The organism is Terrimicrobium sacchariphilum, assembly GCF_001613545.1.
Taxonomy (GTDB): Bacteria; Verrucomicrobiota; Verrucomicrobiia; order Chthoniobacterales; family Terrimicrobiaceae; genus Terrimicrobium; species Terrimicrobium sacchariphilum.
In genome coordinates, this window is record NZ_BDCO01000001.1 from 59,873 (window position 1) to 85,653 (window position 25,781).

The following is a 25,781-nucleotide window of genomic DNA, read 5'->3' on the forward strand; positions in this document are numbered from 1 at the left end:
GTATCAGAAACGAGGGCTAAAGAAGCTTGCCATCAGCTTTCACGGACGCGGACTTCACACCCTTTCCACCGGGCCGGTAATCGATGAGAAGAGCTTAGTTGGAGACGTGTTTGTCGGATTTATGGAACGTGCTTTTGGCGTAAGCGCTCTATCGGGAAAGGGACGAAAGCCGTTTGTGATTCGTACGGGTTGTTTTTCGGCCTTTGATGAGGAGGGCCGCTGCGCCTGCGAGGGCGAGGAGCGCGTAGGTCGAGGGCTCGGGAATGGCGGCGAACTCGCTATTGTGGTTGGTGACGGCCCAGACGGTGTTGTTAGCGGTGTCCAAGCCGTAAGTACCGAGGTGGAAGTCGGTGGCGGCGTTGTAGGCGCGGTCTCCGGCGAAGAAGGCGGTGCCGCCGGTATTGCCGTCCACAGCGAGGGTCCAGCTTCCGGTGCCGGGGTCGAACCACCCGAGGCGGGTGGCGGCTTCGTTGCCGAAGAGGGCGGTGGCGGTGGCTTCGTCGTAGGTGAGCTGGAGGACGAGGATGTCGGAGAAGCCTATTCCGGAAGTGCCGCTGAGGCTCACGATGTCGCTGGCGAGCCCGATTTCCAAGTCGGTGAAGAAAACATCCACATCGCGGTTCTGGCCGTAGTATCCGTTCCCGCCGCTTCCAGCCGTGCCGTCGAGCAGATCGACGGTGGTGCCGAGTCCGCTTGAGCGGGTAAGGGCGGTAAATTTGTCGTAGTTCATCCCGGCGACGAACTTCGTGTTCGTGACTCCGGCGGCGGTGCTGGTGTTGGGATCGGCGGGGTTGAGCAGCAGGGCACGTGTCTGGCCGCCCACCGTCCCATAGGCTGCGATCTGGCCCCAGTCGTTGATGGGAGAGCTGACGCTCCCGATAGTAATATTGGTGGCCCCGGTGGTGATGGCATTGAGATCCAGCATGGTTTTGTTGACATAGAGGAAGCCATTCTCGGCACTGTTTCCGGATGTGTTGGCAGATCCCACGATCTGGCCCGAGGCATTGATGCCGTAGGCGCGGCTATTCGTCCCGCCGAGGGTGCCGAGGTCGGTATTGCCGCTGCCTGTGCCGCTGAAGAGTGTCGCGTGGTATGCAGTGTTGCCGGATGTGTAAGCCAAGCCCACAATCTGGCCCGAGGCATTGATGCCGTAGGCGCGGCTATTCGTCCCGCCGAGGGTGCCGAGGTCAGTATTGCCGCTGCCTGTGCCGCTGAAGAGTGTCGCGTGGTATGCAGTGTTGCCAGATGTGTAGGCCAAGCCCACGATCTGGCCCGAGGCGTTGATGCCGTAGGCATGGCTATTCGTCCCGCCGAGGGTGCCGAGGTCGGTATTGCCGCTGCCTGTGCCACTGAAGAGCGTCGCATGATAGGCACTGTCGCCAGATGTGGTGGACCTGCCCACGATCTGGCCCGAGGCGTTGATGCCGTACGCGTCGTTATATGTCCCCCCGAGGGTGCCGAGGTCGATATTCCCGCTGCCTGTGCCACTGAAGAGCGTCGCGTGGGAGACGTCGTCGGACGTGACGGCATATCCCATGATCTGGCCCGAGGCGTTGATGCCGTGGGCGGCGCTATACGTCCCGCCAAGGGTGCCGAGGTCGGTATTGCCACTTCCGGTGCCGCTGAAGAGCGTCGCGTGCTCGGCACTGTTGCCAGATGTATAGGCAGATCCCACAATCTGGCCCGAGGCATTGATGCCGTTGGCGCGGCTACTCGCCCCGCCGAGGGTGCCGAGGTCGATGGCGGTGTAGGATTGGGCGTGAAGGGGTGCGGCCTGGAAGGCAAGGGCCGCAGCGAGAAGGAGCAGGCAATAGTTGGGTTTCATCATTGTGGAATTGGAAATGGAAGGTGCTCTCGGCGAGAGAACTCCTTAGCAGGGCAGGAGCGGAAGCCGTTTGTGATTCGTGCGGATTGTTTTCGACGTTTTAGGAGGAAGAGAGTTGCTCCGCTGAGCGCGAGGAGCGCCCAGGTAGAGGGTTCGGGGACGATTTCGACAACACCGTGCAGCGGGAACGGTGGGGCTGTGTTCGCATTGAAGTAATCGTCCCAATATCCTGCCGTCCCGCGTCCTAATCCGAGAATGAAGCCGTAATCCTGATCGCCGGCGTTATTCGGTTCGCCAACACTCCAATTCCTGAAAGAAGACGTTTCTCCGTTTGCCCACACCCAATTCCCCTCGGATGCAAAATCTGAAAGCCCAATCCACAAATCTTTGTAGGTGCCGCCATAAAACGAGAAAGTGGATAACACCCAGGCGTTTTCGTCCGCGTCATTGATCGTCGTCAAATGACCGCCAAGATCGATGGCTTCGTTTTCCGAGGCTGTCCAAATATTCGAATTCAGCAAGTAATAGGTGTGTCCGTTCGCCGGATTTACCACCGGGCCCGTGAGTACTGCAGCCTCGACCGCTCCCGTGGCAGAGAGGATAAAGACCGCCGCCAAAAGATGTGCGGCAATGCCCTGCGAGAGGGTTGCGAAGACGGCGGATATTTTCTCGGACATATTCGGTCTAGCTGAGTGTAATGGTGGCAGCGGGGCCGGGGGGCTCGGGGTCTCCGCTGGGAGCCTGTCCCAATGACCAATACCCTGCCGTGCTGAAAGATCCGTTTTTCATGAATGGAGTTGGGTTTGGGCCTGAATCTTGCAATGAGAGGATTCGTCGGGAGTTTCGACTGATCCATCCGCCTGATCTATCGGCGGTTTGTTTATGGGAAAACCGGAGCTCTGCCTACCCCCACGATTGGGGGGAAGAAATAGAGGCGTTATCAGGAACGAGGCCTGAAGACACTTTCCCGCAGCTTTCATGGGCGCGGACTTTGCATCCTTTCCACCGGGCCGGTAAATACGGAGAAATGCGTATGGCCAGATGTCGTCCTGGCTGTAAGGATCATGCTCGGCGCATGGAGATCGCGCAAAGTAGGGAAATGAATCTCGCAATTCTAAGGAGCCGCGAACTGAAAGCTTACTCCGAGGCCGTGGAAAGAATTCACGCTGCCTCGGATACAAAGGATTTTTCCCAGTCGGTCTTTTCGGCTCTGGCAGAGTTGATTCCGGCAAGTTTCATTACTTCCGACGCGTACCACCTGGCGTCAGGCATTTCGAGACACGCATCCTCGCGCCAAGGCCCCCGCGGTTGGGCGGAAAGGCTTTCGGAACTCGTGGAAAAAGAGCATCCTGCGTATTTCGCCATCCGCGACGGACTGCGTGAGCCGTTACGTCTGGACGACCTGATCAGCCAGAGGAGACTGCGCCGTCTTGCCCTCTACCACGATGTCTTTCGTCCTTTGAACGGAGGACACCAAATCGTTCTGCCGCTGGTCGCGCCGGGCTTCGTAGCCGGCTTCACGATCAACCGCGACACCCCGTTCACGGAGGAGGAAATGTGCCTGGCTCGCTTGCTTGGCCCTCATCTGGCGCTGGCTCATCTGCACTCGCGAAGCGAGATGGAGGCATGCCGGGGATTTCCTGATGAGCGCACGGTCACTCCCCGGGAGAGGGAGGTTTTGCACTGGATCGGCCAGGGGAAAAGGGATGCGGAAATCGCGCTCATCCTGGGCATAGCGAGACGCACCGTAAGCAAGCATGTCGAACACATCCTGGCGAAGCTCGGATGCGAAACGCGAACGGCGGCCCTCAGCGCCCTTAACGAGCACCGGCGCGAGGTTTGACGGTCACAAGTCCTCCTCGCAATGCGACCGGAATCTGCTCAGCAACTCTGCATGGGAAGGAACTCCGAAATACCGATAAATCGCCTTCAGGCATCCCGAAACGGTGTTTTCGCTGATGGTCTGGTAAGCCACGATCTGATTTTTCCCAGGTCCGTCGAGAAGCAGTTTGAGGACCAGTCCGGACTTCGCAACAACTCGGGCACAGTCGCCCATCGATTCTCTGGCCATCCCATTTCGTGCAGCCAAGGCACCTCGCTCAGAACGACATGAGCGATGCGAGATTCCCGGTCGGAGAATTCCTTTTCATCCTTTCCTCGGTGAAGCCCTCACTGCTTACGGATCATAACCGATGGGCCTCAACAAGAGAATAAGCGGGCCGATATCTGATAAGGGAATGAGAACCGTCGCTTCCATGCCGATGGATGAAATTTTCCAAGGAATCGAATTCATAAATGCGATGGCCCGGTGCAGTCTCCTGCAAAGGTGCCATCTCTAGCGAAGATGCTGCCGGGATGAGGCCTGGCTACAAGGATGCACCGTTGGACGCAATCACCTGCTGATACCAGTGATATGAGGCCTTGGGAGTCCGCTTCAGTGATTCAAAATCCACATGAATCAGGCCAAAGCGCTGTTTATAGCCCTCGGCCCATTCGAAGTTGTCCATCAACGACCAATGAAAATAGCCGCGAACGTCGACGCCGTCGGCGATTGCCGCACCCAGGGCGCGGAGATAGCGCCGGGTAAAGTCGATGCGTTGGGGGTCCTCCACGGCGCCGTCGAGATTCACCCAGTCGGGATTGGCGATACCATTCTCGGTGATCACCACGGGCAGCTTGTATCGCTCGTGCAGGAAGCGCGGCCCCCAATACAAGGCTTCAGGCGTGATCGCCCATTGGAAGGATGAGCGCGGCGTCCCCGGCATGGGCTCGACCCTTTGGGCGAACCCATCTTCCGTGGCGCGCACCGTGAGAGCATGGTAGATGTTGACTCCAAAGAAATCGATCGGAGCGGATATGGTCCGCATCTCCTCCGACGTGAAAGCCGGAGCATCCGCTCCGAATGCGCTCAACTCATCCTCCGGGTAGTGCCCGAAAATGACCGGATCGCCCCACCACGTATTGCTCCAGACGCAAGTATCGTCCCAGGGATTGACGATCATTCGCCGGCTGTCTCTAGCAAACATCGCGCGCCTGGCCGCATCGATATCCGATTCGGTCTCGGATGCTGGCAATGCAACCACCCCGACGGGAGCGCAGCCGATAAGCGGACTGCTTTTCGCATGTTCGCGTATTACCTCCACCGCGCGGCCATGGGCCAGCAGCGCGTGATGTGACGCTCGGAGGATCTGAGCGCGGGAGAGCCGGATACCGGGAGCATGAATGCCGCTGTCCAGCCCCAGCCCGATGAAGCATTGAGGTTCGTTGAGCGTTATCCAGTGCCTGACCCGGTCGGAAAGCCGGGCTACCACGACCTGGGCATAATCGGCGAAAAGGCCCGGCATGGCGGAGTTCATCCATCCCCCACGATGGTAGAGCGCGCTGGGGAGGTCCCAGTGATAAAGCGTCACCCAGGGTTCGATCCCTGCAGCCAGCAGTTCATCCACGAGCGAGTCATAGAAATCGAGACCAGCCTCGTTGACCATCCCCTCGCCCTGCGGAATGATCCGAGGCCAGGCAAGCGAGAACCGATACGCCTTCAAGCCCAGCTCACGCATCAACGCCACGTCCTCCTTCCAACGATGATAATGATCGCAGGCAATAGTCCCGGAGTTTCCCTCCCACACCCGGCCGGGGGTGCGGCAAAAATCGTCCCAGATCGAGGATCCGCGCCCTCCCTCCTCGACGGCTCCCTCGACTTGATAGGATGCCGTCGCGGCGCCCCAGGCAAAGTTGTCGGGAAAGGGACTGGCCTCGAAGGCTTCGCGGGGCCGAAGGAAAGTGTCTGTAATCATGAAGAAAAATCGCCAGCACTATTTCCTCATCAATTCCCTCGCGCAGGAATTTTCCGGCTCTAACGTTAGAGCATTGGATCGCTGTGAGCTTCGAAGGCAGGATTCATGAACCGCGGAGCCAACGGAGAACAATCGGAAGGGTCTCTCTGACGATGCAGCGCCGAAATAATCTCACCGATGGCTCCCCTTACCTACTTCACAGCGAAAGCTCGCGGAGTGCCTTCAGATGTATCTTCAACATGGAAAATTGCTGCCAATTTCGGCGAAAGCTGTGTAGCCGCCAAGCGGTTTCATCCATTGCCGACAAATCAGCAGCCCTGCCGTGGCCATCGTCTGTCCAATCCTACCCCCGCTTCCCTCGCCTTTCTTTTTTGCGCTCCGAATATTGGTACTCTGGTTCAAAACAAACTGCAGGTAGTTCTGTCATCGCACCCAGCAGATAGCGCCCCGCATCGGATATCGCCTGATTATAGACGGTGGGTGCGATTTCACTGAGGAAGAACCTCAGCAACAATCCCGTTTGGAGATTGCCGACCTCAAGCTCCAGCTCGGTCGATAAAAACTCCTGAAGGGAACTTGTCATCTCCTTTTCGGCCTCTTTGGAAAGTTGAACAGGCACGGGGGAAGATTATCGCGAGGAGGCGACGAAACCCAAGCTTTCTTGCAGTTCGCCCGGCGACGCATGCCGGGGTACCGACTGACTCGGCCTAATTCGCTTTCTTGTCTCGGTCTGTGAAGACAGCAATCCGGCGTTTCACTTTTTGCCAGAAAAGCATCACCCGCAGCTTTGCGTCCAGTAGGAACCGCAAGCCCCATCGCAGGGGTGTCGTTACCGGGTGAAGCGCTCTTGGTTGCCCCAATTGTTGCATGGTGGAGCCGGCAAAAGACTCGACGACCCAGAGTTCCCATGGAGACAACTCCTTCCGCCATCCACCGATATTGGCTACTCCCACCGGATTGCGAGTCTTCACGTGGATGCTGTTCTCCCATGGTGCTGTCTCTTTGGCCGCTGTGCGATAGAAGTTCAGCATCTCCGGTTCATAAGGTTCCTCCAAGAAATCGCAGATCAAACGGAGATTTCTTTCCGGTTCGGTCACCAGATCCTCATAACTGACCTCAAGGTATCGCTCCGGACCAAGAGCCAGCCCCAATCTCGCCGCCCGGGTCATGCCAGTCCATTGTCTGGCTATCCGATGGATGTCCCCTTCACACCACCCGCCGTTGCGCATGGACACACAGGTGTCTCTGGCGTCGCGGTACAGGTGGATAAATTTCGCTGAAGGAAATACCTCATGCAGCTTGGTGACATAGTAAGAGTATTTGGGAGTTTTTTCTCCCCAGCGCGCTTTGCCTCGCATCCCCGAGCACTCGCGAAAGACCTCATTCACGAGAGAAGAGAGATCCGTCACCTTTTCGGAAAAGATCGCCGCTTGAAGGACGTCATCCCCGCATTCCCAATCCTTCCATCTGGAGTGCGTGGAAATCATCTCATATGCCTGCGCTTTTTCCTCCTCGGTAAGCGGATCCTTCAGCGGAAGCCTGTCGAGCAATGGAATAAGAAACCAGGACTCTCTCGGCACCCGCAGCCGCGGGTGCATGTTAATCATCAGCCTCAGTATTGTCGTACCGGACCGCCCGGACCCGACGATGAAAAATGGAGACTCCGCCATTCTCCTCAGGCGTTCACCCGGATCGAGCTGCTGCCTTGAATCCAGAAAGTTTCAAAGTTCATACACATCATAACCCTCCAAGTTTGAAATTGTTTCATAATCACTTCCGCGTACCTAGTGACGCGAACTTTCGTGAAGGTGAATGGCCTTCCTGGCCCCAAGCAGATTTTGTACCGCTTTACCGGAGAGAGTTTATTCTCCAGATTTTCGCTGACGGGGGCAAGCCTTTATCAGCCAGCAACTGGTTGTAACAGTCATGCGTCTTGCGTATTCCTTCACTTCCTCCGCCGAAGGAACGACTTTCATACCCGAGCAGGGCTGCGCAGGGGGATTCCTGCTGATTCTCCAGTATGAACGAACTCGTTCATCAAGGAGCTCGCTTGCGAAGGCGGTACGACTACGCTGCCAACAAATCCCCTTTTCAATGAAACCTCCTCGCTTGTTGCTCTCAACTCTCGGACTCGCTGCCTTCAGCTTTTTCACTCTTCTTTGCGACGCGGCAGAGCCAATACCTACGGTCTCCCCGGATCAGGACTCGCTCACCATCGGCTTCGATGTCGGCAATTGGAAGGGGGCCGAGCTATCGACAGAGCATGTAAAGGCGGGAACTCACTCCGCCCTATGGAAGGATCACCTGATTAACGAATCACTTTCCTCTGGAAGCATTCCCCATGACTGGACCAGCTACAATGGGCTGAAACTCTGGATCTACAATGCTGGCAAGCCTCCGGTATCCTTCATGATCGTAGCTGTCTCACAGAAAGATCGCGAGGCCTTCTCGTACTATGCTCACCGTGTCGTGGTAGACTGGGAAGGATGGAAGGAAGTGTGGATACCCTTCAGCGCGTTTGAGCCTAATCGCGATCCCGCGGGGTGGAACAAGATCGATTCCGTCCTTATCACCTCAAAGGGGTGGGCTCTCAAGCCCAGCGCGGACGCCGTTCTCTATCTCGATGGGCTCCGGCTTGCAAACTCCGCCCCATAAAAACCGCCTCCCCCACGGCTGCCCGGCGGGCGAGCAGTTTAGCCCCCCGGACAGAGAGCGCCAGACGGCGAGGCATTGATCGCACGACGCCTGCTCGCTTCCGCCTCTGCATGGTCCGCGTCGCCATTTGCCGAATTCCACGAAAAGTGCGTTACTCTAGCCATGGCCGAACCAACTCATGGCACCTCCGGGCGCTTGCTTGATACCCCGATTCATCCAGCCACCCGCATCGGGCATGTTCATCTCAAGGTGGCCGACCTGGACCGGGCGATTCATTTCTACCACGACATCCTGGGTTTCGCCGTCACGCAGCGTTACGGGCGGCAGGCAGCATTTCTTTCTGCCGGGGGCTACCATCATCACATCGGGCTGAATACCTGGGAGAGCCTGGGCGGGAGTCCGCCTGCCCGCGGCACAACCGGCCTTTATCATCTTGCCATCCTTTACCCCACCCGGGCAGACCTCGCGGATGCGCTGCTGCGGTTGATCCGGGCTGGCATTTCTCTCGATGGAGCCTCGGATCACGGCGTCAGCGAAGCGCTTTATCTTCGTGATCCGGATGAAAACGGAGTCGAGCTTTATTGGGACAAGCCCCAAGAAAGCTGGCCGCTGACCTCGGACGGCGGACTCTCGATGTACACGAAGCCACTCGATCTGGAAAGCCTCCTCGCTGCGAAGCGGCAGGACTGATCCGCCGCCATCGCCCGGCAAGTCGTCCCGCTATTTCCCGGCGACGGCGGGCGTAGGCTCAGCCTTGATGGCATCGCCATCGCGCAACATCGCGTTGGGATTCAGAATGACGGGAGTCTGGGCGGACAGCCCATCCGACATGATCTCAACATTTCGGCCCAGATTCCGGCCCGGCAGTACGTCGATAAAGCGCACTTTGCCGTCTTCCGCGATCGCCACTAGATTGCTTCCCTCACGAGAAATCAGGGCATTTGTGGGCACGAGAAATGTATTAGGCGGCGGAGTTACATCAAAGGTGGCAGTGCCGGTGAGTCCCGCCGGCAGGGTCTTGTCCTTATTGTCCAGCAGCAGTTCGATCCGCATCGTTCCGCTGGCGGTATCAAAGACTCGGCTGACATGGGCCAGCTTCGCCGTGAAGGTACGACCGGGAAATTCGCGAAACTCCACATGCGCCTCCTTTTCCTTACCGAGCCGCAATGCAAGGTCAGGACTGGCGTACACGGCAAAGCGCAGAGTATCCAGACGGTCGAGCTGATAAAGCCAGCCTGTGGACGGCGCGGCATCGCCTCTCGCGAGGTCGCCCCGGTCAAAGTTTCGCGCCGAGATCACACCGTCAAAAGGTGCCATGACGGTCGAGAAGCGCTGCTGCTCCTCGAGCTTGGCCAGTTCGGCCTCCGCGACTCTCACCGCCGCCGCGGTCTCGCTGGCGGTGGTCTGCCGCTGCTCGGTCTCCTCCTTGGAAACGACCTGGGATTGCAGAAGGCGGGTGGACCGCTCGGAGAGGGACAAGGCGATACCGGCTCGCGCCTTGACCTGCTCGACATTTGCCTTGGCTGCGTCCACGGCCCGGTCGACCTCGGGGGTGGCCACGACAGCGAGGACGTCTCCGCTTTTCACCTCATCGCCGATTTCATAGCGCCGTTCACTGATGACTCCGGTGGCCCGGGTAAAAATCGTCGCCGACTCAAAGGGCTCCGTGCGACCGGGCACTTCATAACGCGCCGCCTTGGTAGCGGGAACGGGCTGGGCGGTCTTCACCGCCATCGGATCGGCGGCAAAGGCTGTCGCAATCAGGCAGGATAAAGACAGGATGGTGGCGAGTATCTTCATGAGCGGGCAAATTCTTCAGAGTCTTTGAGCATTTCCGGCGAGTTCTCAGTTTCGCGCTCCTCACGGCGATCAAACCGCCTCCTCACGGCGGCAAAGACCACCGGGACCAGAAAGAGCGAGGCTGTCGTGCCAAACACCAGTCCCCCGATAACGGCCCGGCCGAGAGGTGCATTCTGCTCGCCTCCTTCCGTGTGTCCGATAGCCATCGGGATCACGCCCAGGATCATGGCCGAGGCTGTCATCAGTACTGGCCGCAGGCGAGTCGTCGCGGCTTCGATCGCGGCCCGCAGGGCCGAGAGGCCGTCATCGGAACGCAGCTTGGCAAAGGTCGTCACCAGCACGCTGTTGGCAGTCGAGACACCGACCACCATGATGATGCCCATGAGCGCAGGTACGCTGAGCGGAGTCCCGGTGAGCCAGAGACCAAAAAACGCTCCGGAGATGGCGACGGGCAGTCCGCTCACCGCCACGAAAGGCAGCGTCCAGGACTGGAAATTCACGACCATCACCAGAAATACCAGCAAGGCCGCCAGCCCGAGGCCGCCGATCAGTTCCCTGTACGACGAGCGCATGAGTTCCGCCTGTCCGACCAGCTCGATCTTGTTGCCGGGCTTGAGCTGGGGACGGAGCTCGCCGATGATCTTCTCCAGATCGTTGGTCACCGAGCCGAGATCACGGCCATGAGCGTTACCGACGATGGTAAAGACCGGCTGCATCATGCTGCGGGTGACTGTAGCCGGCGAGCGGCGCTCGACCACCGAGGCAAACGTGCGAAGAGGTATCCCCTGCCCATTTCCGACGGACGGACGCACCACCAGATTCAGGATATCATCGATCGAGTCGAGCTTATCCGGCGGCGCGATGACCTGCACATCGTAGGAGGACCCGGTGGCGGGATCGGACCAGAAATTCGGACTCACCGTGCCGCCTGATCCCAACGCGGAAAGGATCGCACGCGAGGCATCCTGCTGGCTGATGCCAAATGTCGCCGCACGCACGCGATCGACCTGGATGGCGTAGCGCGGTTGATCGAGCACCTCGCGCAGCGTGACATCGACCGCCCCGGGAGTTTCGGCAAACCGCTTCTTCAGCTCCCTGGCAATGGCAAGATTACCTGCCCGGTCCCGCCCGATGACCCGTACTTCAAAGGTCGTCGGCGCCCCGGAGGACAGCGTCTGGCTGGTCGCGTCAGCGGGCTGGAAGAAGGCCTGCACATCGGCAAATTTCTCGTGCAGGATATCGCGGATCTTTGCGACATACTCCTCGCTCGGCGCATGGTTGCCGTGCAACTGGATCAGTATCTCTCCATCCGAGGAACTGATCGCCGCACTCGGCACCCAGGCCAGGTTGATGGGATTGGGTGCACCGATGTTTTCAACGATGAACTGAAGTTCGCTCGCGGGAATGATCTCGCGAATCTCGCGTTGAATATTCGCCATTTCCCGTGCCGTATCCTCCACGCGAATGCCGCTGGGGATACGTACGAAGAGCCTGATCAACCCTGCGTCGGTCTTCGGAAAGAACTCCCGACCGGCCTGAGTCGCGCCCCATATGCCCAAGGCCACCGCAATGCCGACTGGAATGAGGACCAGCACCTTGCGCCGCATAAGAAACGTGAGTACTCCGCGCTGGAACCTGATGATCCGATCCAGTCCCCCCTCGACCGCATGATGCGTCTTCATCAGCGGATTGGGTCTGCGGTGTTTTGCCTTTTCCTCCGCATTTAGTTCAAAAGGCAGAATCATCGAAGCCAGCGTAGGCACCAGCGTACGGGCAAGCATGTAGCTGGCCAGCATGGCAAATACGACCGCCATCGCGAGCGGACGGAATACGTCGGCCGCCGTCCCCGTCAAAAGGAAGATCGGCAGAAAGACGATGCAGATGGAGATGGTCGAAACGAACTCCGGAAACGCCACCTCGCGGGCGCCATCCAGGATCGCCGTACGCACGTCCTTGCCCAGTCCGATCTGGCGCTTGATGTTCTCGATCTCGACCAGGGCATTGTCGACCAGAATGCCGATGGCCAGGGCAAGCCCGCCCAGGGTCATGAGATTAAAGGTCGCACCGGTAAGGTTCAGCCCGATGATGGAGCAAAGCAGGGCGAGTGGGATGGAAGTCAGTACGATCAATGTCGACCGCCACGAACCAAGGAACAGCAGGACCACCATGGCCACCAACCCGCCAACGAGCAGAATCTCGTGCTGCACACCATGGACAGCGGCACGCACAAAGACCGACTGGTCAAAGATTGGCTCGATGCTCATGCCGGGAGGCGCTGAGGCCCGGATCTCAGGCAATCGGGCGAGGATGCCATCGATGATGTCGATGGTGGAGGCGTTGCCGAGTTTCAGAATCGAGATCATCACGGCATTGCGACCGTCGAGGCGGGCGATGTTTGTCGTCACTGCCTCGCCATCACGCACATTGGCGACATCGCGCAGCAGGACCGTGCGGCCATCGACGGACCGAAGCGGGATGTCCAGAAAGGCCTGTACCGTCTCCGGGCTGGCATTGATCTCCACCGGTAGTTCCCTATCCCCCTCCCTCAGGGAACCGGAGGGCAAGGTGAGGTTTTGCTGCCCAATGATTGCGGAAACATCAGACGCGGTCAGATTAAAGGCATGGAGCGCATCGGGATCGAGATCGACCATGACCTGCCGCGCTGCTCCCCCGTATGGCAGCGAAATGCGCAAGCCTGGCACGCTTTGCAACTGACCGCGCAAGGTCAGTCGCGCATAGTCAAATAATTGACCGCTCGACAGCGTATCCGACGACATGACGAGCTGAACGATCGGCACGCTCGACGGGCTGGTCCGGATAATGAGCGGAGGCGTGGTCCCCGGCGGCATGCGCCTCAGGATGGTCTGGGAAACACTGGTTGCCTGCGACATCGCCGTGTTCATGTCCACGTACGGCTGAAAAGTCAGGTTCACGAGTCCAACACCGTTGGATGTCTCCGAGCTGACCTCAATGAGGTCATCCACATTATTCATGATGGCGATCTCAGAGAACGAGGTGATCTTTGCCGCCATCTCGGTCGCACTCAGCCCGGTGTACGTCCAGACGATCGTGATCTCGGGACTATCGACTCGTGGCAAAATATCCGTCGACATGCGACGCGACGACATCACCCCAAAGAGCAGGATGAGGATCGCCAACACGGCAATCGTGTATTTATAGCGAAGCGCAAAAACGACAATCCACATAGGGTCAGTTCATCAAAGTTCCCCCCACCCTAGCACCTCCGGCGCCCAAAAGTGTGTCAGTGCAGGCTCTAAATTGTAACAAAGTCTGCCAGAGCCGGGAGAATGATACACCTTGTTACACTTTTTGAGATTTCTCCTTTCGATTTCCGCGTATTCTGATGATGCACGTTCATGCCGCCTGTCCCTCACATCGCTGTCGTCGACGACAATCGCGAAATCCGCGAACTGCTCGTGCGCTATCTCGGGGAGCATGGCTACAAAGTGAGCGCAGCGGAGAATGCCGCAGCCTTTCGCCGGCTGATGGAATCCGGCATGCCTGACCTCATCGTGCTGGATATCATGATGCCGGGCGATGATGGCCTCGTCCTTTGCCGAGAGCTTCGCGCCAGATTTTCCGTGCCCATCATTTTCCTCACCGCGATGGCGGATGATACGGACCGCATCATTGGCCTGGAAATGGGCGGTGACGATTATCTGACGAAGCCCTTCAACCCCCGGGAACTTCTCGCCCGCATCAAGGCCGTCATGCGACGCACTCAGAGCATGCCGCCCATCCGGGAGGCGACCCAGTCGGAAAAAATCACCTTCGGCCCCAAGTCTCTGGATGTGAACCGGCGCGAGGTCGTCGGGCGGGATGGAGTCGCGATTCCCTTGAGCCACGCGGAGTTTCGGCTCCTCTGTGTTTTCCTGGAACGACCGGGTGTCATTCTCTCTCGCGATCAACTCCTCGACCTTACCTCGGGTCGCATCGCGGAAGTCTGGGATCGTAGCATCGACAATCAGGTAAGCCGCCTGCGTCGCAAGATTGAGGACGACCCCTCGCAGCCAGAGTTCATCAAGACCTGCTGGGGAGATGGCTATCAATTTACTGCGGAGGTTTCCCGCTCATGAGGATCTGGCCGCGTACTCTCACAGGCCAGTTGATTCTGGTCCTGCTGCTGGCCCTGGCGATTTCTCAGATCGTCACCCTGTTCATTTATCGCTTTGAACGAGCGCGAGCGCTTCGGGTCGTAATTGGGGAGGAATGCCTCGGTCGGGCCGTTTCCGCCTTTCGTCTCGCAGAAGGGGTTCCCCCCAACCAAAGAAAGTCGGTTCTCAAGACCATCGAGACCCCGCTCACCCGTTACTGGCTCACCCACGATGAGATTTCTTCGGAAGAGTGGCAGCGGGAAGCACGCGACCACCTCCTCAAGCCCACCTCCGCCGCTGGCAGCAACAATCCCACCGCGAGCATGTTTGCCCGCGAGACGATGCTGAACCAGCTCTCCACCGCATCGTGGCGCGAACTCCCCGGCGGCACGTGGCTCCTCCAGAAACCCCTCCACATCCTGGACCTCGCGGCCTGGAATGGCTTTGGCTTCAAAATGCAGCTCAACGATGGCGAGTACCTCAACATGATTTACGCCAAGCCGGAGTACCTCATGCAGTCGGCGCTCACTCCCGGCTACTACACCGCGCTCGTCATCACCGTGCTCATCTTTGCCGGAGCCGCGCTACTCATTGCCCGCCGCATCGTGCGCCCGCTCCGCCACCTGACCAAATCCGCCGAGCGCCTCGGTCGCGGCCACGAGGTGGAGATTCTCAGGGAGGAAGGCCCCGAGGACATCCGCGCGACCATCTCGGCCTTCAACCGCATGCAGGTGCGCCTGAACCGCTTCCTCACCGACCGCACCCGCATGCTCGCCGCCATCAGCCACGACCTCCGCACGCCCATCACCTCGCTGCGCCTGCGCACGGAGTTCATCGCGGATGAGGAAATGCGGCAGAAATTCAACGCCACGCTCGACGAAATGCAGGGCATGGCGGAGGCCTCGCTGTCGTTCGCCAAGTCGGAATCCACCGCGGAGACCACCCGTGTCGTCGATCTCGACGCCCTGCTGGAGAGCATCTGCGACGATATCACGGAATTGGGCGGCAAGGTCGACTTGACCAGCCCGGGACGGCTTCCCTACAAGTGCCGCTCCGATTCCCTCCGCCGCGCGCTGCGCAATATCATCGAGAATGCCGTGCGCTACGGCGAGTGCGCCCGCGTTACCCTCCACCGCCATTCCGACCGCATCGACATCACCGTGGAAGACGACGGCCCCGGCATCCCGGCAGCCGATCGCGAGCGCGTCTTTGAACCCTTCGTTCGTCTGGAAAGTTCGCGCAACCGCGATACCGGCGGCGTCGGCCTCGGCCTCTCCATCGCCCGCTCCATCATCCGCAACCACGGCGGCGAGATCACACTCTCGCAGGGCAACAAAGGCCTCCGCGTCCTGATTCAACTTCCCCCGGTTTGTCCTAATCTGGCCTAGAGCCTAACGACGCCAGCACGGCAGCCTCCAACTCAGGGGGTGCGTCAACGACCTTCCCCTCGCCGGAGATCGCGGCAACCTGCGGTCCGCTCTGAGGCAGCCCATGCCAGGGCAGGAACTCAAGGACGACAAAATCCCGCCCGTCCAACGATGCGAGCGAGATCTGAAACAGCGTAAATTGCCCCAGGAACTCCGCTTTTCGAGAAAACTTAACCGGGCCTGACGGTATACGCTCCAACGCTCCGCCATCGATTTTCACCCACCAGGCAGGCCTTTCAGGAAAATCCACCTCCAGCCCGGTTTGGGTAAGTTTCACGCTTCGAAAATAGAAGCTCAGCCATTCCGCTGCGGTGCGCGATTTACTGGCCGATTGTTTGCACTCTTCGATAATGTCCCGCCCGAAATGGACAGGTAGTGCAGCCAGCATGACACGGTCGTAGCCTCGATCGAACTCATCATCCTGCGGCAGCCCCCCAAAGCATCCCCGCATACCGGTTGAACCCACCCCGAAACGAAACTGGAGCTCGTTCGCTATCGCTCGTCGCTCTTGAACTCGTCTCTCTTCACTATCAACCTTCATAGGTATCGAATGGAGAAAGAACCTCCCTCTGGCCACATCGCACAAAGCTGACACATACCCAACCGGCCATCCCCACGGCGTGAACCAGAACGCAGCCACCAGGATCACCAGCGCCCAGAACTTTCGTGCATCCGCATGCAGCCCTTCCCGAAACCTTGATGAGAACGGTGCGATCACCAAGGCAAGAACCAGGGCCAGCGTAACACACACCCCGGCCAGATAGATCAACACCATGGCCGTCATTTGTTTCTCACGCTAAGCCTTTCTCCCCGATATTCGGAGAAAAAAACAAAGGTCGCCTCTACGCTTCCCTTAGTCGCAGGAAGAAAACTGTCGCTAATCCAGCCTCTTTCCCCGGCACGGATAGAACGAGCACCGACCCGGGCTCCAGCACGCCCTCGTTGGTCTGCCCCGCTTCCACGCCGTCCACCGTCACGCTCAGATCGCGCTTGTGTACGGGTTTGGTCCCGAGCGAGATCGTTGCTGCGGGGTTCTTCAAGGTCGGAGCCTCCAGCACGAGCTTGTCACCCTCCACCCGTGGCGTGATGGATACGATGGCAATCCCTTCCGCCGCCAGCGCGCGGCGAACGACCGCGCTCACGCTCGGAATGAGAATGCCACGCACCGGACGCTTCACGTCGAGAGGCAACTCCTCCGGCTTGCCCGCATTAACCGGCTGCTTGCCGGGCAGGAACATTCCTTCCATTCCCATCTCGCGAATCTTCTCCACCGGGCAGGTGAAAGACTCCACGCTGATCCTGGAATCCGCCGCCAGCGCCGAAAACATCCCCGCCAGCAAACCCAGCAGGGAGACAGCCAATACGGCCCCGCGCTTCATCGTCCGGCCCCCGATTCGCTCAGGGCGTTTGACACCTCGATGAGGTTGCCATCCGGGTCGCGAAAATAGACGGAAAGAATCGGCCCGCCCGCCCCTGCCCTCACCACCGGCCCTTCCACGACATCGACGCCATGGGTGGCGAGGCTTTGAAACAAGCCCTCCACGGGCTCATCGGAGAGAAAACACAGGTCCGCCGAGCCGGGCGTGGCGCGGGCGGCGTGAGGTTCGAGTTCCCGCCCGGCCTCATGCAATTTGATCATCTGGGAGCCAAAAGACAGGGCATCGCGCCCGTCACCGAGAGGCACCACAGTCATGCCGAGAACCTCGGAATAAAACCGGATCGTCCGGGGAATATCCGCCACTGTTAATACCAGGTGATCCAGATGCGAAATCATGGACTACTTCTATTCCATTCCGCCCATCATCTCAAGCCGCGCCAACGGCCGTCCCCTCGACGGCCTGGATACGTAGCGTTCCTTAGTTTGCCTCTCCCTCGGAGATTCCAGCGCAAAACAGGAGGATTGCATTCCATGCGAAAGCCACCTAATTGCACCCGCGATGACAGAGACACAGGCATTCGTTGCGCTCAACCTCCTTCCCGGCATGGGGCCGGTTCGCGTGCGACGACTGTTGGCGAGATTCGGCTCCGCCGGAGCCATCCTCGCAGCGAATGCCCGCGAGCTACGGCAAGTCGAAGGCATCGGATCCGAGACCGGAGATACGATTGTCTCGTGGCAGGATCGGGTCGATCCGGCAAAGGAGCTGGAAAGAGTCGCAGCCTTTGGAGCGACGGTTGTCTCGCTGGCCGATCCCGAGTACCCGGAAACCCTGCGCGAACTGCACGACGCGCCTATATTACTCTACGTCTGGGGCGATCCGTCCGTACTGGCCTCCTCTCAGTTGGGGGTGGTCGGTACGCGCAAGCCCTCCCACTACGCCGCCGAGTGCGCCAAAAAACTCTCCTACCAGTTGGCCTATGCGGGCATCACAGTGACCAGCGGACTCGCCCGCGGGGTGGACGCCCTCGCCCATCAGGCCGCGCTCGCCGCACGCGGGCGCACGGTCGCTGTGTTGGGCAGCGGACTGAATAATCTCTATCCGCCGGAAAACCGCGAGTTGGCCGAAAAAATCGCCATCACCGGGGCGGTTGTCAGTGAGTATCCCATGGATACCAGGCCGGACCCCCGGCAGTTCCCGATGCGGAACCGGATCATTTCCGGCCTCTCCTTTGGCCTCCTTGTCGTCGAGGCGGGAACCAAAAGCGGTTCGCTCATCAGCGCCTCGCAGGCCACCGAGCAGGGGCGCTCTGTGTATGCCGTCCCAGGCCGCATCGACCAACCCAACGCCCTCGGGTCCAACCGCTTGATCCAGCAGGGGGCCAAGCTCGTCATGAGCGCCCAGGACATCTTGGACGACCTCGGTTTACTCTTCTCCGAAACACCCAAATTGACCAAATCCGCACCAGCCATTTCTCTGAGCGGATCAGAAAAGACTGTCCATGAGGCACTTGGCGACGAGGAAACCACGATTGACGACCTGATTGCCAAATGCGGGTTGCCAACGCATGAGGTCTCTTCTACGTTGCTCGCCCTTGAAATGAGGCGGCTGGTCAAGCAACTCCCCGGTGGCCGCTTCGTAAAATTAAACTGACCATGCCCAAAACTCTCGTCATCGCCGAAAAGCCCAGCGTAGCCGCGGACCTCGCCCGTGCTCTCGGCAAAATCCCGAAGAAGGACGACCTCTTCGAGAACGACGAGTATGTCATTACCTCGGCCATCGGCCACCTCGTGGAGCTCTGCCTCCCCAACGAGATGGACAAGAAGCGGGGCAAGTGGTCCTTCGCCGCGCTGCCGATCATTCCTGAGGAATTTGACCTCAAGCCGATCGAGAAAACGCAGTCGCGCTTCAATCTCCTCAAGCGCCTCCTGAAGCGCTCCGACATCGATGTCGTCGTGAACGCCTGCGACGCCGGGCGCGAGGGCGAACTCATTTTCCATTATCTGGTCAAGCTGGCTGGTTCCAAAAAGCCCACCCAGCGTCTCTGGCTGCAAAGCATGACGCCCGAGGCCATCCGCGACGGCTTCTCGAAGCTCCGCGAGGGCGAGGAAATGCGCCCGCTGGCCGACGCCGCCGTCTGCCGCAGCGAAAGCGACTGGCTCGTGGGTATCAACGGCACCCGCGCCATGACCGCCTTTAATTCCAAGGGCGGAGGCTTCCAGCTCACCCCGGTGGGCCGCGTCCAGACCCCCACCCTCGCCATTCTGGCCGAGCGTGAGGTGAAGATTCGTGGCTTCAAACCCCGCCCGTATTTCGAGGTCTTCGGCGACTTCGGCGTGCAGGCTGGCAGCTATCGCGGTCGCTGGTTTGACGAGGCTTTCAAAAAGGGCGCGGACGAAGACGGTCGCGCCGAGCGCATCTGGACCCGCGAGCAGGCCGACGCCATTGCCGCAAAGTGCCTGGGCAAACCCGGTATCGTCACCGAGGAGAAAAAGCCCGCCACCCAGATCTCGCCCCAGCTTTACGACCTGACGACGCTCCAGCGCGAGGCCAACTCGCGTTTCTCGCTCAGCGCCCGCCGCACGCTGCAAATCGCCCAGGCGCTCTACGAAAAGCACAAGGTCCTCACCTACCCGCGTACCGACTCGCGCTACCTGCCCGAGGATTACGTGGGCAATGTGAAGGCCGCGCTGACCAAGTTCGACAACCCGGAGCTCGCCGGGCATGCGCAGAAGGCGCTTTCCCAGGGCTGGGTGCGTCCAAACAAGCGCATCTTCAACGACGCCAAGGTCACCGACCACCACGCCATCATCCCGACCGGCGTTGCGCCCAAAAATCTCGATGAGATCGAGATGAAGGTCTACGACATGGTGGCCCGCCGGTTCATCGCCGTCTTCTATCCCGCCGCCGAGTTTGAGATCACGACCCGCATCACGCGCGTCGAGGGCGAACCCTTCAAGAGCGATGGCAAGATCATCGTCAACCCGGGGTGGATGGCCGTTTACGGCAAGCAGGCCGCCACGGGCGACGACCAGACCCTTTGCCCCGTCGTCTCGGGCGAAACCGCCCAGACCGAGAATACCGAGGTCAAACAGAACGAGACCAAGCCGCCGGCGCGGTTCACGGAAGCCACCCTGCTTTCCGCCATGGAAGGCGCGGGCAAGCTCGTCGAGGACGAGGAACTCCGCGAGGCCATGAGCCAGCGCGGCCTCGGCACCCCGGCCACGCGCGCCCAGATCATCGAAGGGCTCATCCTCGATTCCTACATCAACCGCCAGGGCCGCGACCTCATCGTGACCCAGAAGGGCCTCTCGCTCATCAATCTCCTGCGCGGCATCGGCATCAATGCCCTCACCTCCCCGGAACTCACGGGCGAGTGGGAGTTCAAGCTCAAGCAGATGGAGCGCGGCGCCATGCCCCGTCCGCAGTTCATGGACGAGATTCGGCACTTCACCGAGGAGATCGTCGCCAAGGCCAAGGACTACTCGGGAGACGCCGTCGAGGGACAATTCCACGACCTGGAAGCCAAGTGCCCAAAGTGCGGCAACGTCGGCTTCAAGGAATCCTACAAGGCCTACGAGTGCAAATCCTGCGCCCTCCTCGTCTGGAAAAACATGGCCGGACGCGAACTCGAGCGCGAGGAAGTGCAGACCCTTCTCGAAAAAGGAGCCGTCGGCCCGCTGGAGGGCTTCCGCAGCAAGCTCGGTCGTCCCTTTTCCGCCGTCATCAAGCTCGACCCGGAGTTTAAGCAGAGCTTCGACTTTGGCACGTCCGACGCCGCCGAGGCGCAGACCATCGACTTTTCCGCCCTGCCCGTCATCACCACCTGCCCGGTCTGCAAGACCGGCTCCGTGCGCGACACCGGCAGCGCCTACCAGTGCGACAACACGGGCAAGTGCAAGTTCCGTATGGGCAAATCCATCTGCCAGCGGGAGATTCCTGCAGAGCAGGTCATCAAGCTCGCGGAAAACGGCAAGACCGACCTCATCCCGCGCTTCATCTCCAAGAAGGGCAAGCCGTTCTCGGCCTTCCTCAAGCTGGAGGGCACGCGCGTGGCGTTCGAGTTCGAGCCCCGCAAACCCGCGGCCAAAAAGACCTCGGCGCGAGCGGCTTCCTCCGCGGCTGCGGCCTGATCGCATTAGCTTATTTTCATAAATATTAGGGTTCCGCTTTACATATCGCGGGATCGTGTTTAGGTGGCGTCGTTGTTCAATGACCAGCCCTGAGGCCAGTCAATCGTCCCCGTCGGGTTTTCGAATTCTTGTCGATCTTACCCTGCGCTACCCTCGTCTTCTGGGGGTCATCATCCTCCTGGGCTTCCTCTCCAGCCTGGTGAGCGCCCCCACGCCGTACCTCGGCAAGATCATCATCGATGACCTGATTTTCCGCGGCGGCGCGGCGGCAGGCCACGAGGTTTCCGGCTGGCTGGGCATCTCGCACACCGTCTGGATGATGACCGGCATCGTCGCCCTCGGCGTGTTCCTGAAAGTCGTCGGCAGCCTGCTGGGAGGTTGGCAATGTCATTACATCCTCCAGATCACCCGCAACTCGCTCTACGACGTGCGCCTGAATACCGCGCTCCGCCTCATGGGCGCGCGGCAGGAGAAGCTCGAGCGGCTGGAGGCCGGGCGTATTGCCTCCCGCATCGGTTTCGATGTGAACCAGATGGATGGCGCCATCTTCAGCATCCTGCGGAATTTCCTCTCCAGCGTCTTCCTCGTCATCGTGGTCGTCGGGTTCATGGTCTTTATCAATCCGTGGCTGACCCTCGTCGTGCTGGCCACCATGCCGGTCACCGCGATCCTCAGCATGGTGTCGTACTCGAAGCTCCGGGAGTTCAGCCGCGAGGAGTCCGACCGCGTGGCCGATCTCACCGCGACCACGGCGGAAACCTTTGGCGCGCTCAAGGTCATTCGCGTCTTTGCCTCGGAGGGTTTTTTCCTCTCCCGCCTGCAAAAGCGCTGCGAGGCGCTGCGCTATGAGGGTCTTTACCACTGGACGCGCTTTCACGCCCTTAACCTCCTGCTCACCCTGCTCAGCAGCCTCGGCGGTGACATCTTCCTCCTCGTCGGCGGCATCCTCGCGATCAAGGGCGAGATCACCTTTGGCTCCTTCTTCGCCTTCTACGGCTACCAGGCCATGCTCTGGGGCCCCATCGGCACGCTCCTCAACGCCGGTCAGATCATGCAAACCGGCACCGCCAGCGCGGAAAAGGTGCGGACCATGGCCCTGCTGGAGCAGGAGCCTTACCTGAACAACGCCCGGCCCAAGCCCTCGCAGGCCTTCCAAGGCGAGATCATCGCGGAGAACCTCACCTTTGCCTACAATGCGGGCGAGCCCATCATTCGCGACCTGAGTTTCCGCATCGCCCCGGGCTCCATGGTCGCCCTCGTCGGCCAGTCCGGCTCCGGCAAGACCACGCTGGCCAATCTCCTCCTCGGCATGTACCTGCCAACCGGCGGCAAGCTCTACATCGACGGCACGGATATCCGCGACTGGGACCTTCAGGCGCTCCGCGCCCACATGGGCGTCGTCCTACAGGATGCCATGCTCTTCAACGACACGCTGCGCACGAATCTCTGCATGGGCCGCGAGCACCCCGATGAACGCATCTGGGCCGCCCTCGCTGGCGCGCACCTCGATACCTTCGTGCGCGGATTGCCCAAGGGCCTCGACGAGCACGCGGGCATCGGCGGCACGCGACTCTCCGGCGGCCAGAAGCAGCGCATCGCCATCGCCCGCGTGTTTCTCAAGAACCCCAAGCTCCTCATCCTCGACGAAGCCACCAGCGCCCTCGACAGCGAGACGGAAAAGGCCATCCAGCGCTCCTTTGACGCCCTCATGGCGGGCCGCACCTCCGTCGTGATCGCGCACCGCCTTTCCACCATCTACCAGGCCGACCAGATCCTCGTCCTCCACCAGGGTCGCCTCGTCGAGAGCGGCACGCACGAGGAACTCGTCAGCCGCCCCGCAGGCCATTATCGCGAACTCTACGAAGCCCAGGTCGAGGGCATGATCCCCATGAGCGGCGCCACTCGCCGGTCCTGGACAGAGCCCCGCCACTAACTCGCCATGGTCGTCGACGAAATCACATCGAAGCGCTCCGACGTGCGAACGAAATCGCCGCTCTGCGATGACGATTACCGCCTGCCGCTAGCGAAGCTTCCCAAGGCCATTCCGCCTCGCTGGATGTACACCAGCATGCTCTGGAGCATCGGCGTCACCGTCGTGCTCACCGCCGCGACTCTCCTCAGCCCCATGGATGAGTATGTCACGGCTCCCGGCGAGGTGCGTCCGGCCGAGTACGCCTACGTCTTCAGCCGGGCCGAGGGCATCCTGGAGACCATCGACGTGAAGGACGGCGAAAAAGTCCGCCAGGGCCAGGTGCTCGCCCGTCTCGATGGCTGGGAAATCCGCAAGCGCATCCGGGAAATCGAGGCCGACATCGCCCAGACGGAAGCCGAGCTCGCCATGTCCGAGGCCGCCCAGCGCAAGGTCACCGCCGCGCCCGTCCCCGCCGAGTTTCTCTTCAGCGCCGTCGAGATGGAGCGCCAAAAGGAAATTCAGGGCCTCCAGCAGGATTACCTCCATCGCCTGAACGAACTCCAGAAAACGGGAGCCGCCTCCGGCACGGAACTCCTCAACATCCGCCTCCAGCTCATCGCCTCGGAATCGATGCTCAAGCGCAGCCAGCAGGCCTACGATCTCTTCAAGGGCGACTACGGCGCGGCCTCGCAAACCGAAGCAGCCGAAAAAGTGCGCGTCACCGAGGCCCGGCTCGCCGGGTTGCGCTCCCGCCTGGAATCCGCCCAGAGCGACCTGAAGCGCCTGGAGATCATCGCCCCCACCGACGGCAACATCCTCACGACCGCCCGCCGCTTCCCCGGGGAAAAAATCGCCGCAGGCACCGCCCTCTTCAAGATCAGCGACGACAACGACAAGACCGAGCTGCGCCTCTACGCCACCGAGGACCGCGTGAACCTCATCCAGCCCGGCCAGCTCGTGCGCTTCCGCGCCAACAACAACCCCGACCGCCTCGCCCCCCTCGCCATCGCCCGCGTCACCGAGGTCGCCCGCGACCGCGACCTCGCCTCCGAGGAGGATGCCGCCGATACGAACAGGCTGAGCACCTATCGCGTGAAGGCGGCTATTGAAGAGGCACAATACCCTCTCGCCGTCGGCGCCACCGTCGAGGCCGAGATCGTCCTCGAGCGCCGCCCCTTCTGGCGCCTCCTCCTCATGAAGCCCCAGCCCACCGGCTCCAAGCTTTAACGCAGATCAACTAAAGATGCGCCCCCTGCCCGGTGCCCACCCGGGGCCGACACGGTGACCCTAACTCCAGAAATGGGCTCGTGAACGGATTTAGGACTTTGGGGATGCGTCCATATCCGGTCATCCTCAGGGGAGAATGACGATTTCGACATTTTCGCTCTCCCATATCTCCAGACCTCCACTCATCGTCGCTACCGATCACGCATTCGGCCCAAGCAACTTAAATTTGACATTTGACTCCTGATCCCCACTTCGGTGAATACCTAAATACACGCAACGCCCCCGGAGAAATCGGACGCTTCACCTCCTAGCCACAATGCCTATTCGCAACCATCTTGATATAGTTGGCCATCGCAAGTTTGATGTGGCAGAAGTGTTGTCCGGGATGGTCCCGATCAACAACATTCTGATCGATACGGGGAAACCTGATGACGAGTGGCTGAAGAAGTCGACAGAGTTGATCGCGGAGTGGCGGGCTATCTTTCGCTCAATTTACATCAAGTGGGCCCTCGCCCTGAACGGTTTGGACGTCGCTGTCGAAAAGTATTCTGCTCCGGCTTGGCAGGCCAAGAAACGATTCTTCGTTACCTCGCTTCGCACAGAGAGGTCCGGGCTGTCAAAAATTACAGAAATCGCAGATTGGAATGGAGGTGACGCAGCCGCTAACCATCAGTCCGTCATCCCCTACATCGCGGGTTGGGGAATCATCGACCTCGGTTCAGCGCTCGAAGAGTTCATCTTCGATCTCTACCGGATATTTCTTTGGCAACACACGGAGCATTTGACCCAAGGGGCTGAATTCAAAAATCTTCGCAGACTGCGTACGGATGCCATGAACAGCCCACAAGATTTGGCAAAGTGGGAAGAAGCGTTCGCCGAGCGTCTGGACAACTGGCAGCGGAACGCCGTCTATAAATCAAAACGCGAACTTTTCCTCGCCTACTGCAATCACGCAGGGCTGAAGACCCCCTCGATCTACAAACACACAACGCTGGAAACCTGGGCTGACTGTCTCAACGGGGTCTGCATTCTTCGGAATTGCCTTATTCACCCGAACGCGAAGGTTCCGAAGGAGCTGGGTGACTTTTCCGCTTCGAAACTTAACATCGGTTATGATTTCAAGGAGGGCCATCCGCTCCAAGTGACTTTGCAGCATCTGCAATGCACGGAGTGTTTCCTCGACCAATTGCTGACAGGACTCAACTTCTCGTTTGTGGAGCGCACAGGCGTGAGACTGCCCGAAACCAAGAATACCCCATAACAGGCGCCACGTTTAACCTATTGTAACCATTCAAACTAAATTACGCACGAGAGAAGGGGGCAGGCGCCTGAATGGCATTAAGATAACGCCTATTTGGGAGCGTTTTGCTCTGTCGGAGAGCGCCGCAGGTGTTGACTTGGCTGCTCCTGACCCATTCGTTTCAGTAAATTTACGGGCCAACCGAGAGTCTGACTGCCGAGGGTTGAGCCTGCTTCCAGCGGCTTTTTGAGCGTTTGGCCGGTTCAATTGCGCACTC

Annotated in this window: 20 protein-coding genes; 10 read left to right on the forward strand and 10 right to left on the reverse strand. The window is 59.8% G+C overall.

The annotated features are described in order from the left end of the window. Positions 1-148: 148 nt before the first annotated feature. Both TSACC_RS00175 and TSACC_RS00180 read right to left on the reverse strand, forming a co-directional pair. Positions 149-1,828, reverse strand: a complete 1,680-nt coding sequence (locus tag TSACC_RS00175) for a PEP-CTERM sorting domain-containing protein (RefSeq protein WP_084400072.1) — start codon at positions 1,826-1,828, stop codon at positions 149-151. Next, the gene (locus TSACC_RS00180) at positions 1,825-2,502 is read right to left on the reverse strand and encodes a lectin-like protein (RefSeq protein ID WP_075077386.1); all 678 of its coding nucleotides are present in this window, start codon (positions 2,500-2,502) and stop codon (positions 1,825-1,827) included. The genes TSACC_RS00175 and TSACC_RS00180 overlap by 4 nt, the downstream gene beginning before the upstream one ends. Before the next feature lie 89 nt (positions 2,503-2,591). On the opposite strand from TSACC_RS00180, the gene TSACC_RS22235 reads away from it, so the two are divergent. Beyond that, positions 2,592-3,668, forward strand: coding sequence for a helix-turn-helix transcriptional regulator (locus TSACC_RS22235; protein WP_202815874.1), 1,077 nt, complete (start codon positions 2,592-2,594; stop codon positions 3,666-3,668). Between the two features lie 523 nt (positions 3,669-4,191). On the opposite strand, the gene TSACC_RS00195 is transcribed toward TSACC_RS22235, so the two are convergent. The 3 genes from TSACC_RS00195 to TSACC_RS00205 all read right to left on the reverse strand — a co-directional run bounded on the left by TSACC_RS00195 (position 4,192) and on the right by TSACC_RS00205 (position 7,289). After that, complete coding sequence (locus tag TSACC_RS00195) at positions 4,192-5,619, reverse strand: GH1 family beta-glucosidase (RefSeq protein WP_075077389.1); 1,428 nt, start codon at positions 5,617-5,619, stop codon at positions 4,192-4,194. A 343-nt stretch (positions 5,620-5,962) separates the two neighbouring features. Beyond that, a complete protein-coding gene (locus TSACC_RS00200; RefSeq protein WP_075077390.1) occupies positions 5,963-6,238 on the reverse strand; it encodes a DUF2164 domain-containing protein in 276 nt (91 codons plus the stop codon). An 88-nt stretch (positions 6,239-6,326) separates the two neighbouring features. After that, positions 6,327-7,289, reverse strand: coding sequence for a sulfotransferase family protein (locus TSACC_RS00205; protein ID WP_075077391.1), 963 nt, complete (start codon positions 7,287-7,289; stop codon positions 6,327-6,329). A gap of 424 nt (positions 7,290-7,713) precedes the next feature. Between TSACC_RS00205 and TSACC_RS00210 the strand changes: the two genes are divergently transcribed. Continuing rightward, entirely contained in the window at positions 7,714-8,274 is a 561-nt protein-coding gene (locus tag TSACC_RS00210; RefSeq protein WP_075077392.1) for a carbohydrate binding domain-containing protein, read from the forward strand. 162 nt (positions 8,275-8,436) lie between these two features. After that, positions 8,437-8,964: a VOC family protein gene (locus tag TSACC_RS00215; RefSeq protein WP_075077393.1), complete on the forward strand. Its 528-nt coding sequence runs from the start codon at positions 8,437-8,439 to the stop codon at positions 8,962-8,964. Between the two features lie 30 nt (positions 8,965-8,994). Here TSACC_RS00215 and TSACC_RS00220 read toward each other — a convergent pair whose 3' ends face one another. After that, positions 8,995-10,074: an efflux RND transporter periplasmic adaptor subunit gene (locus TSACC_RS00220; protein WP_075077394.1), complete on the reverse strand. Its 1,080-nt coding sequence runs from the start codon at positions 10,072-10,074 to the stop codon at positions 8,995-8,997. Beyond that, complete coding sequence (locus TSACC_RS00225; RefSeq protein ID WP_084400074.1) at positions 10,071-13,280, reverse strand: efflux RND transporter permease subunit; 3,210 nt, start codon at positions 13,278-13,280, stop codon at positions 10,071-10,073. The genes TSACC_RS00220 and TSACC_RS00225 overlap by 4 nt, the downstream gene beginning before the upstream one ends. A 171-nt stretch (positions 13,281-13,451) precedes the next feature. Here TSACC_RS00225 and TSACC_RS00230 point away from each other — a divergent pair, with 171 nt between their 5' ends. Both TSACC_RS00230 and TSACC_RS00235 read left to right on the forward strand, forming a co-directional pair. After that, entirely contained in the window at positions 13,452-14,171 is a 720-nt protein-coding gene (locus TSACC_RS00230; RefSeq protein WP_075077395.1) for a response regulator, read from the forward strand. Continuing rightward, positions 14,168-15,577, forward strand: a complete 1,410-nt coding sequence (locus tag TSACC_RS00235; protein ID WP_075077396.1) for an ATP-binding protein — start codon at positions 14,168-14,170, stop codon at positions 15,575-15,577. Before TSACC_RS00230 ends, TSACC_RS00235 begins: the two co-directional genes overlap by 4 nt. Here the strand turns inward: TSACC_RS00235 and TSACC_RS00240 are convergent. The 3 genes from TSACC_RS00240 to TSACC_RS00250 all read right to left on the reverse strand — a co-directional run bounded on the left by TSACC_RS00240 (position 15,564) and on the right by TSACC_RS00250 (position 17,390). Beyond that, positions 15,564-16,391 carry a hypothetical protein gene (locus TSACC_RS00240; protein ID WP_153811178.1) on the reverse strand — a complete coding sequence of 276 codons (828 nt, stop codon included), beginning with the start codon at positions 16,389-16,391 and terminating at the stop codon, positions 15,564-15,566. The genes TSACC_RS00235 and TSACC_RS00240 overlap by 14 nt on opposite strands. A 67-nt stretch (positions 16,392-16,458) precedes the next feature. After that, positions 16,459-16,995: a hypothetical protein gene (locus TSACC_RS00245; RefSeq protein ID WP_075077398.1), complete on the reverse strand. Its 537-nt coding sequence runs from the start codon at positions 16,993-16,995 to the stop codon at positions 16,459-16,461. Then, complete coding sequence (locus TSACC_RS00250; RefSeq protein ID WP_075077399.1) at positions 16,992-17,390, reverse strand: VOC family protein; 399 nt, start codon at positions 17,388-17,390, stop codon at positions 16,992-16,994. Before TSACC_RS00250 ends, TSACC_RS00245 begins: the two co-directional genes overlap by 4 nt. A 163-nt stretch (positions 17,391-17,553) precedes the next feature. Between TSACC_RS00250 and dprA the strand changes: the two genes are divergently transcribed. The 5 genes from dprA to TSACC_RS00275 all read left to right on the forward strand — a co-directional run bounded on the left by dprA (position 17,554) and on the right by TSACC_RS00275 (position 25,525). After that, a complete protein-coding gene (dprA, locus tag TSACC_RS00255) occupies positions 17,554-18,645 on the forward strand; it encodes a DNA-processing protein DprA (RefSeq protein WP_075077400.1) in 1,092 nt (363 codons plus the stop codon). A gap of 2 nt (positions 18,646-18,647) precedes the next feature. Beyond that, positions 18,648-21,125, forward strand: coding sequence for a DNA topoisomerase III (locus tag TSACC_RS00260; RefSeq protein WP_075077401.1), 2,478 nt, complete (start codon positions 18,648-18,650; stop codon positions 21,123-21,125). Positions 21,126-21,204: 79 nt separating this feature from the next. After that, positions 21,205-23,058: an ABC transporter ATP-binding protein gene (locus TSACC_RS00265; protein ID WP_075077402.1), complete on the forward strand. Its 1,854-nt coding sequence runs from the start codon at positions 21,205-21,207 to the stop codon at positions 23,056-23,058. Positions 23,059-23,064: 6 nt separating this feature from the next. After that, complete coding sequence (locus TSACC_RS00270) at positions 23,065-24,264, forward strand: HlyD family secretion protein (protein ID WP_075077403.1); 1,200 nt, start codon at positions 23,065-23,067, stop codon at positions 24,262-24,264. A 316-nt stretch (positions 24,265-24,580) separates the two neighbouring features. Next, positions 24,581-25,525 carry a hypothetical protein gene (locus TSACC_RS00275; RefSeq protein ID WP_153811179.1) on the forward strand — a complete coding sequence of 315 codons (945 nt, stop codon included), beginning with the start codon at positions 24,581-24,583 and terminating at the stop codon, positions 25,523-25,525. Positions 25,526-25,781: the final 256 nt, after the last annotated feature.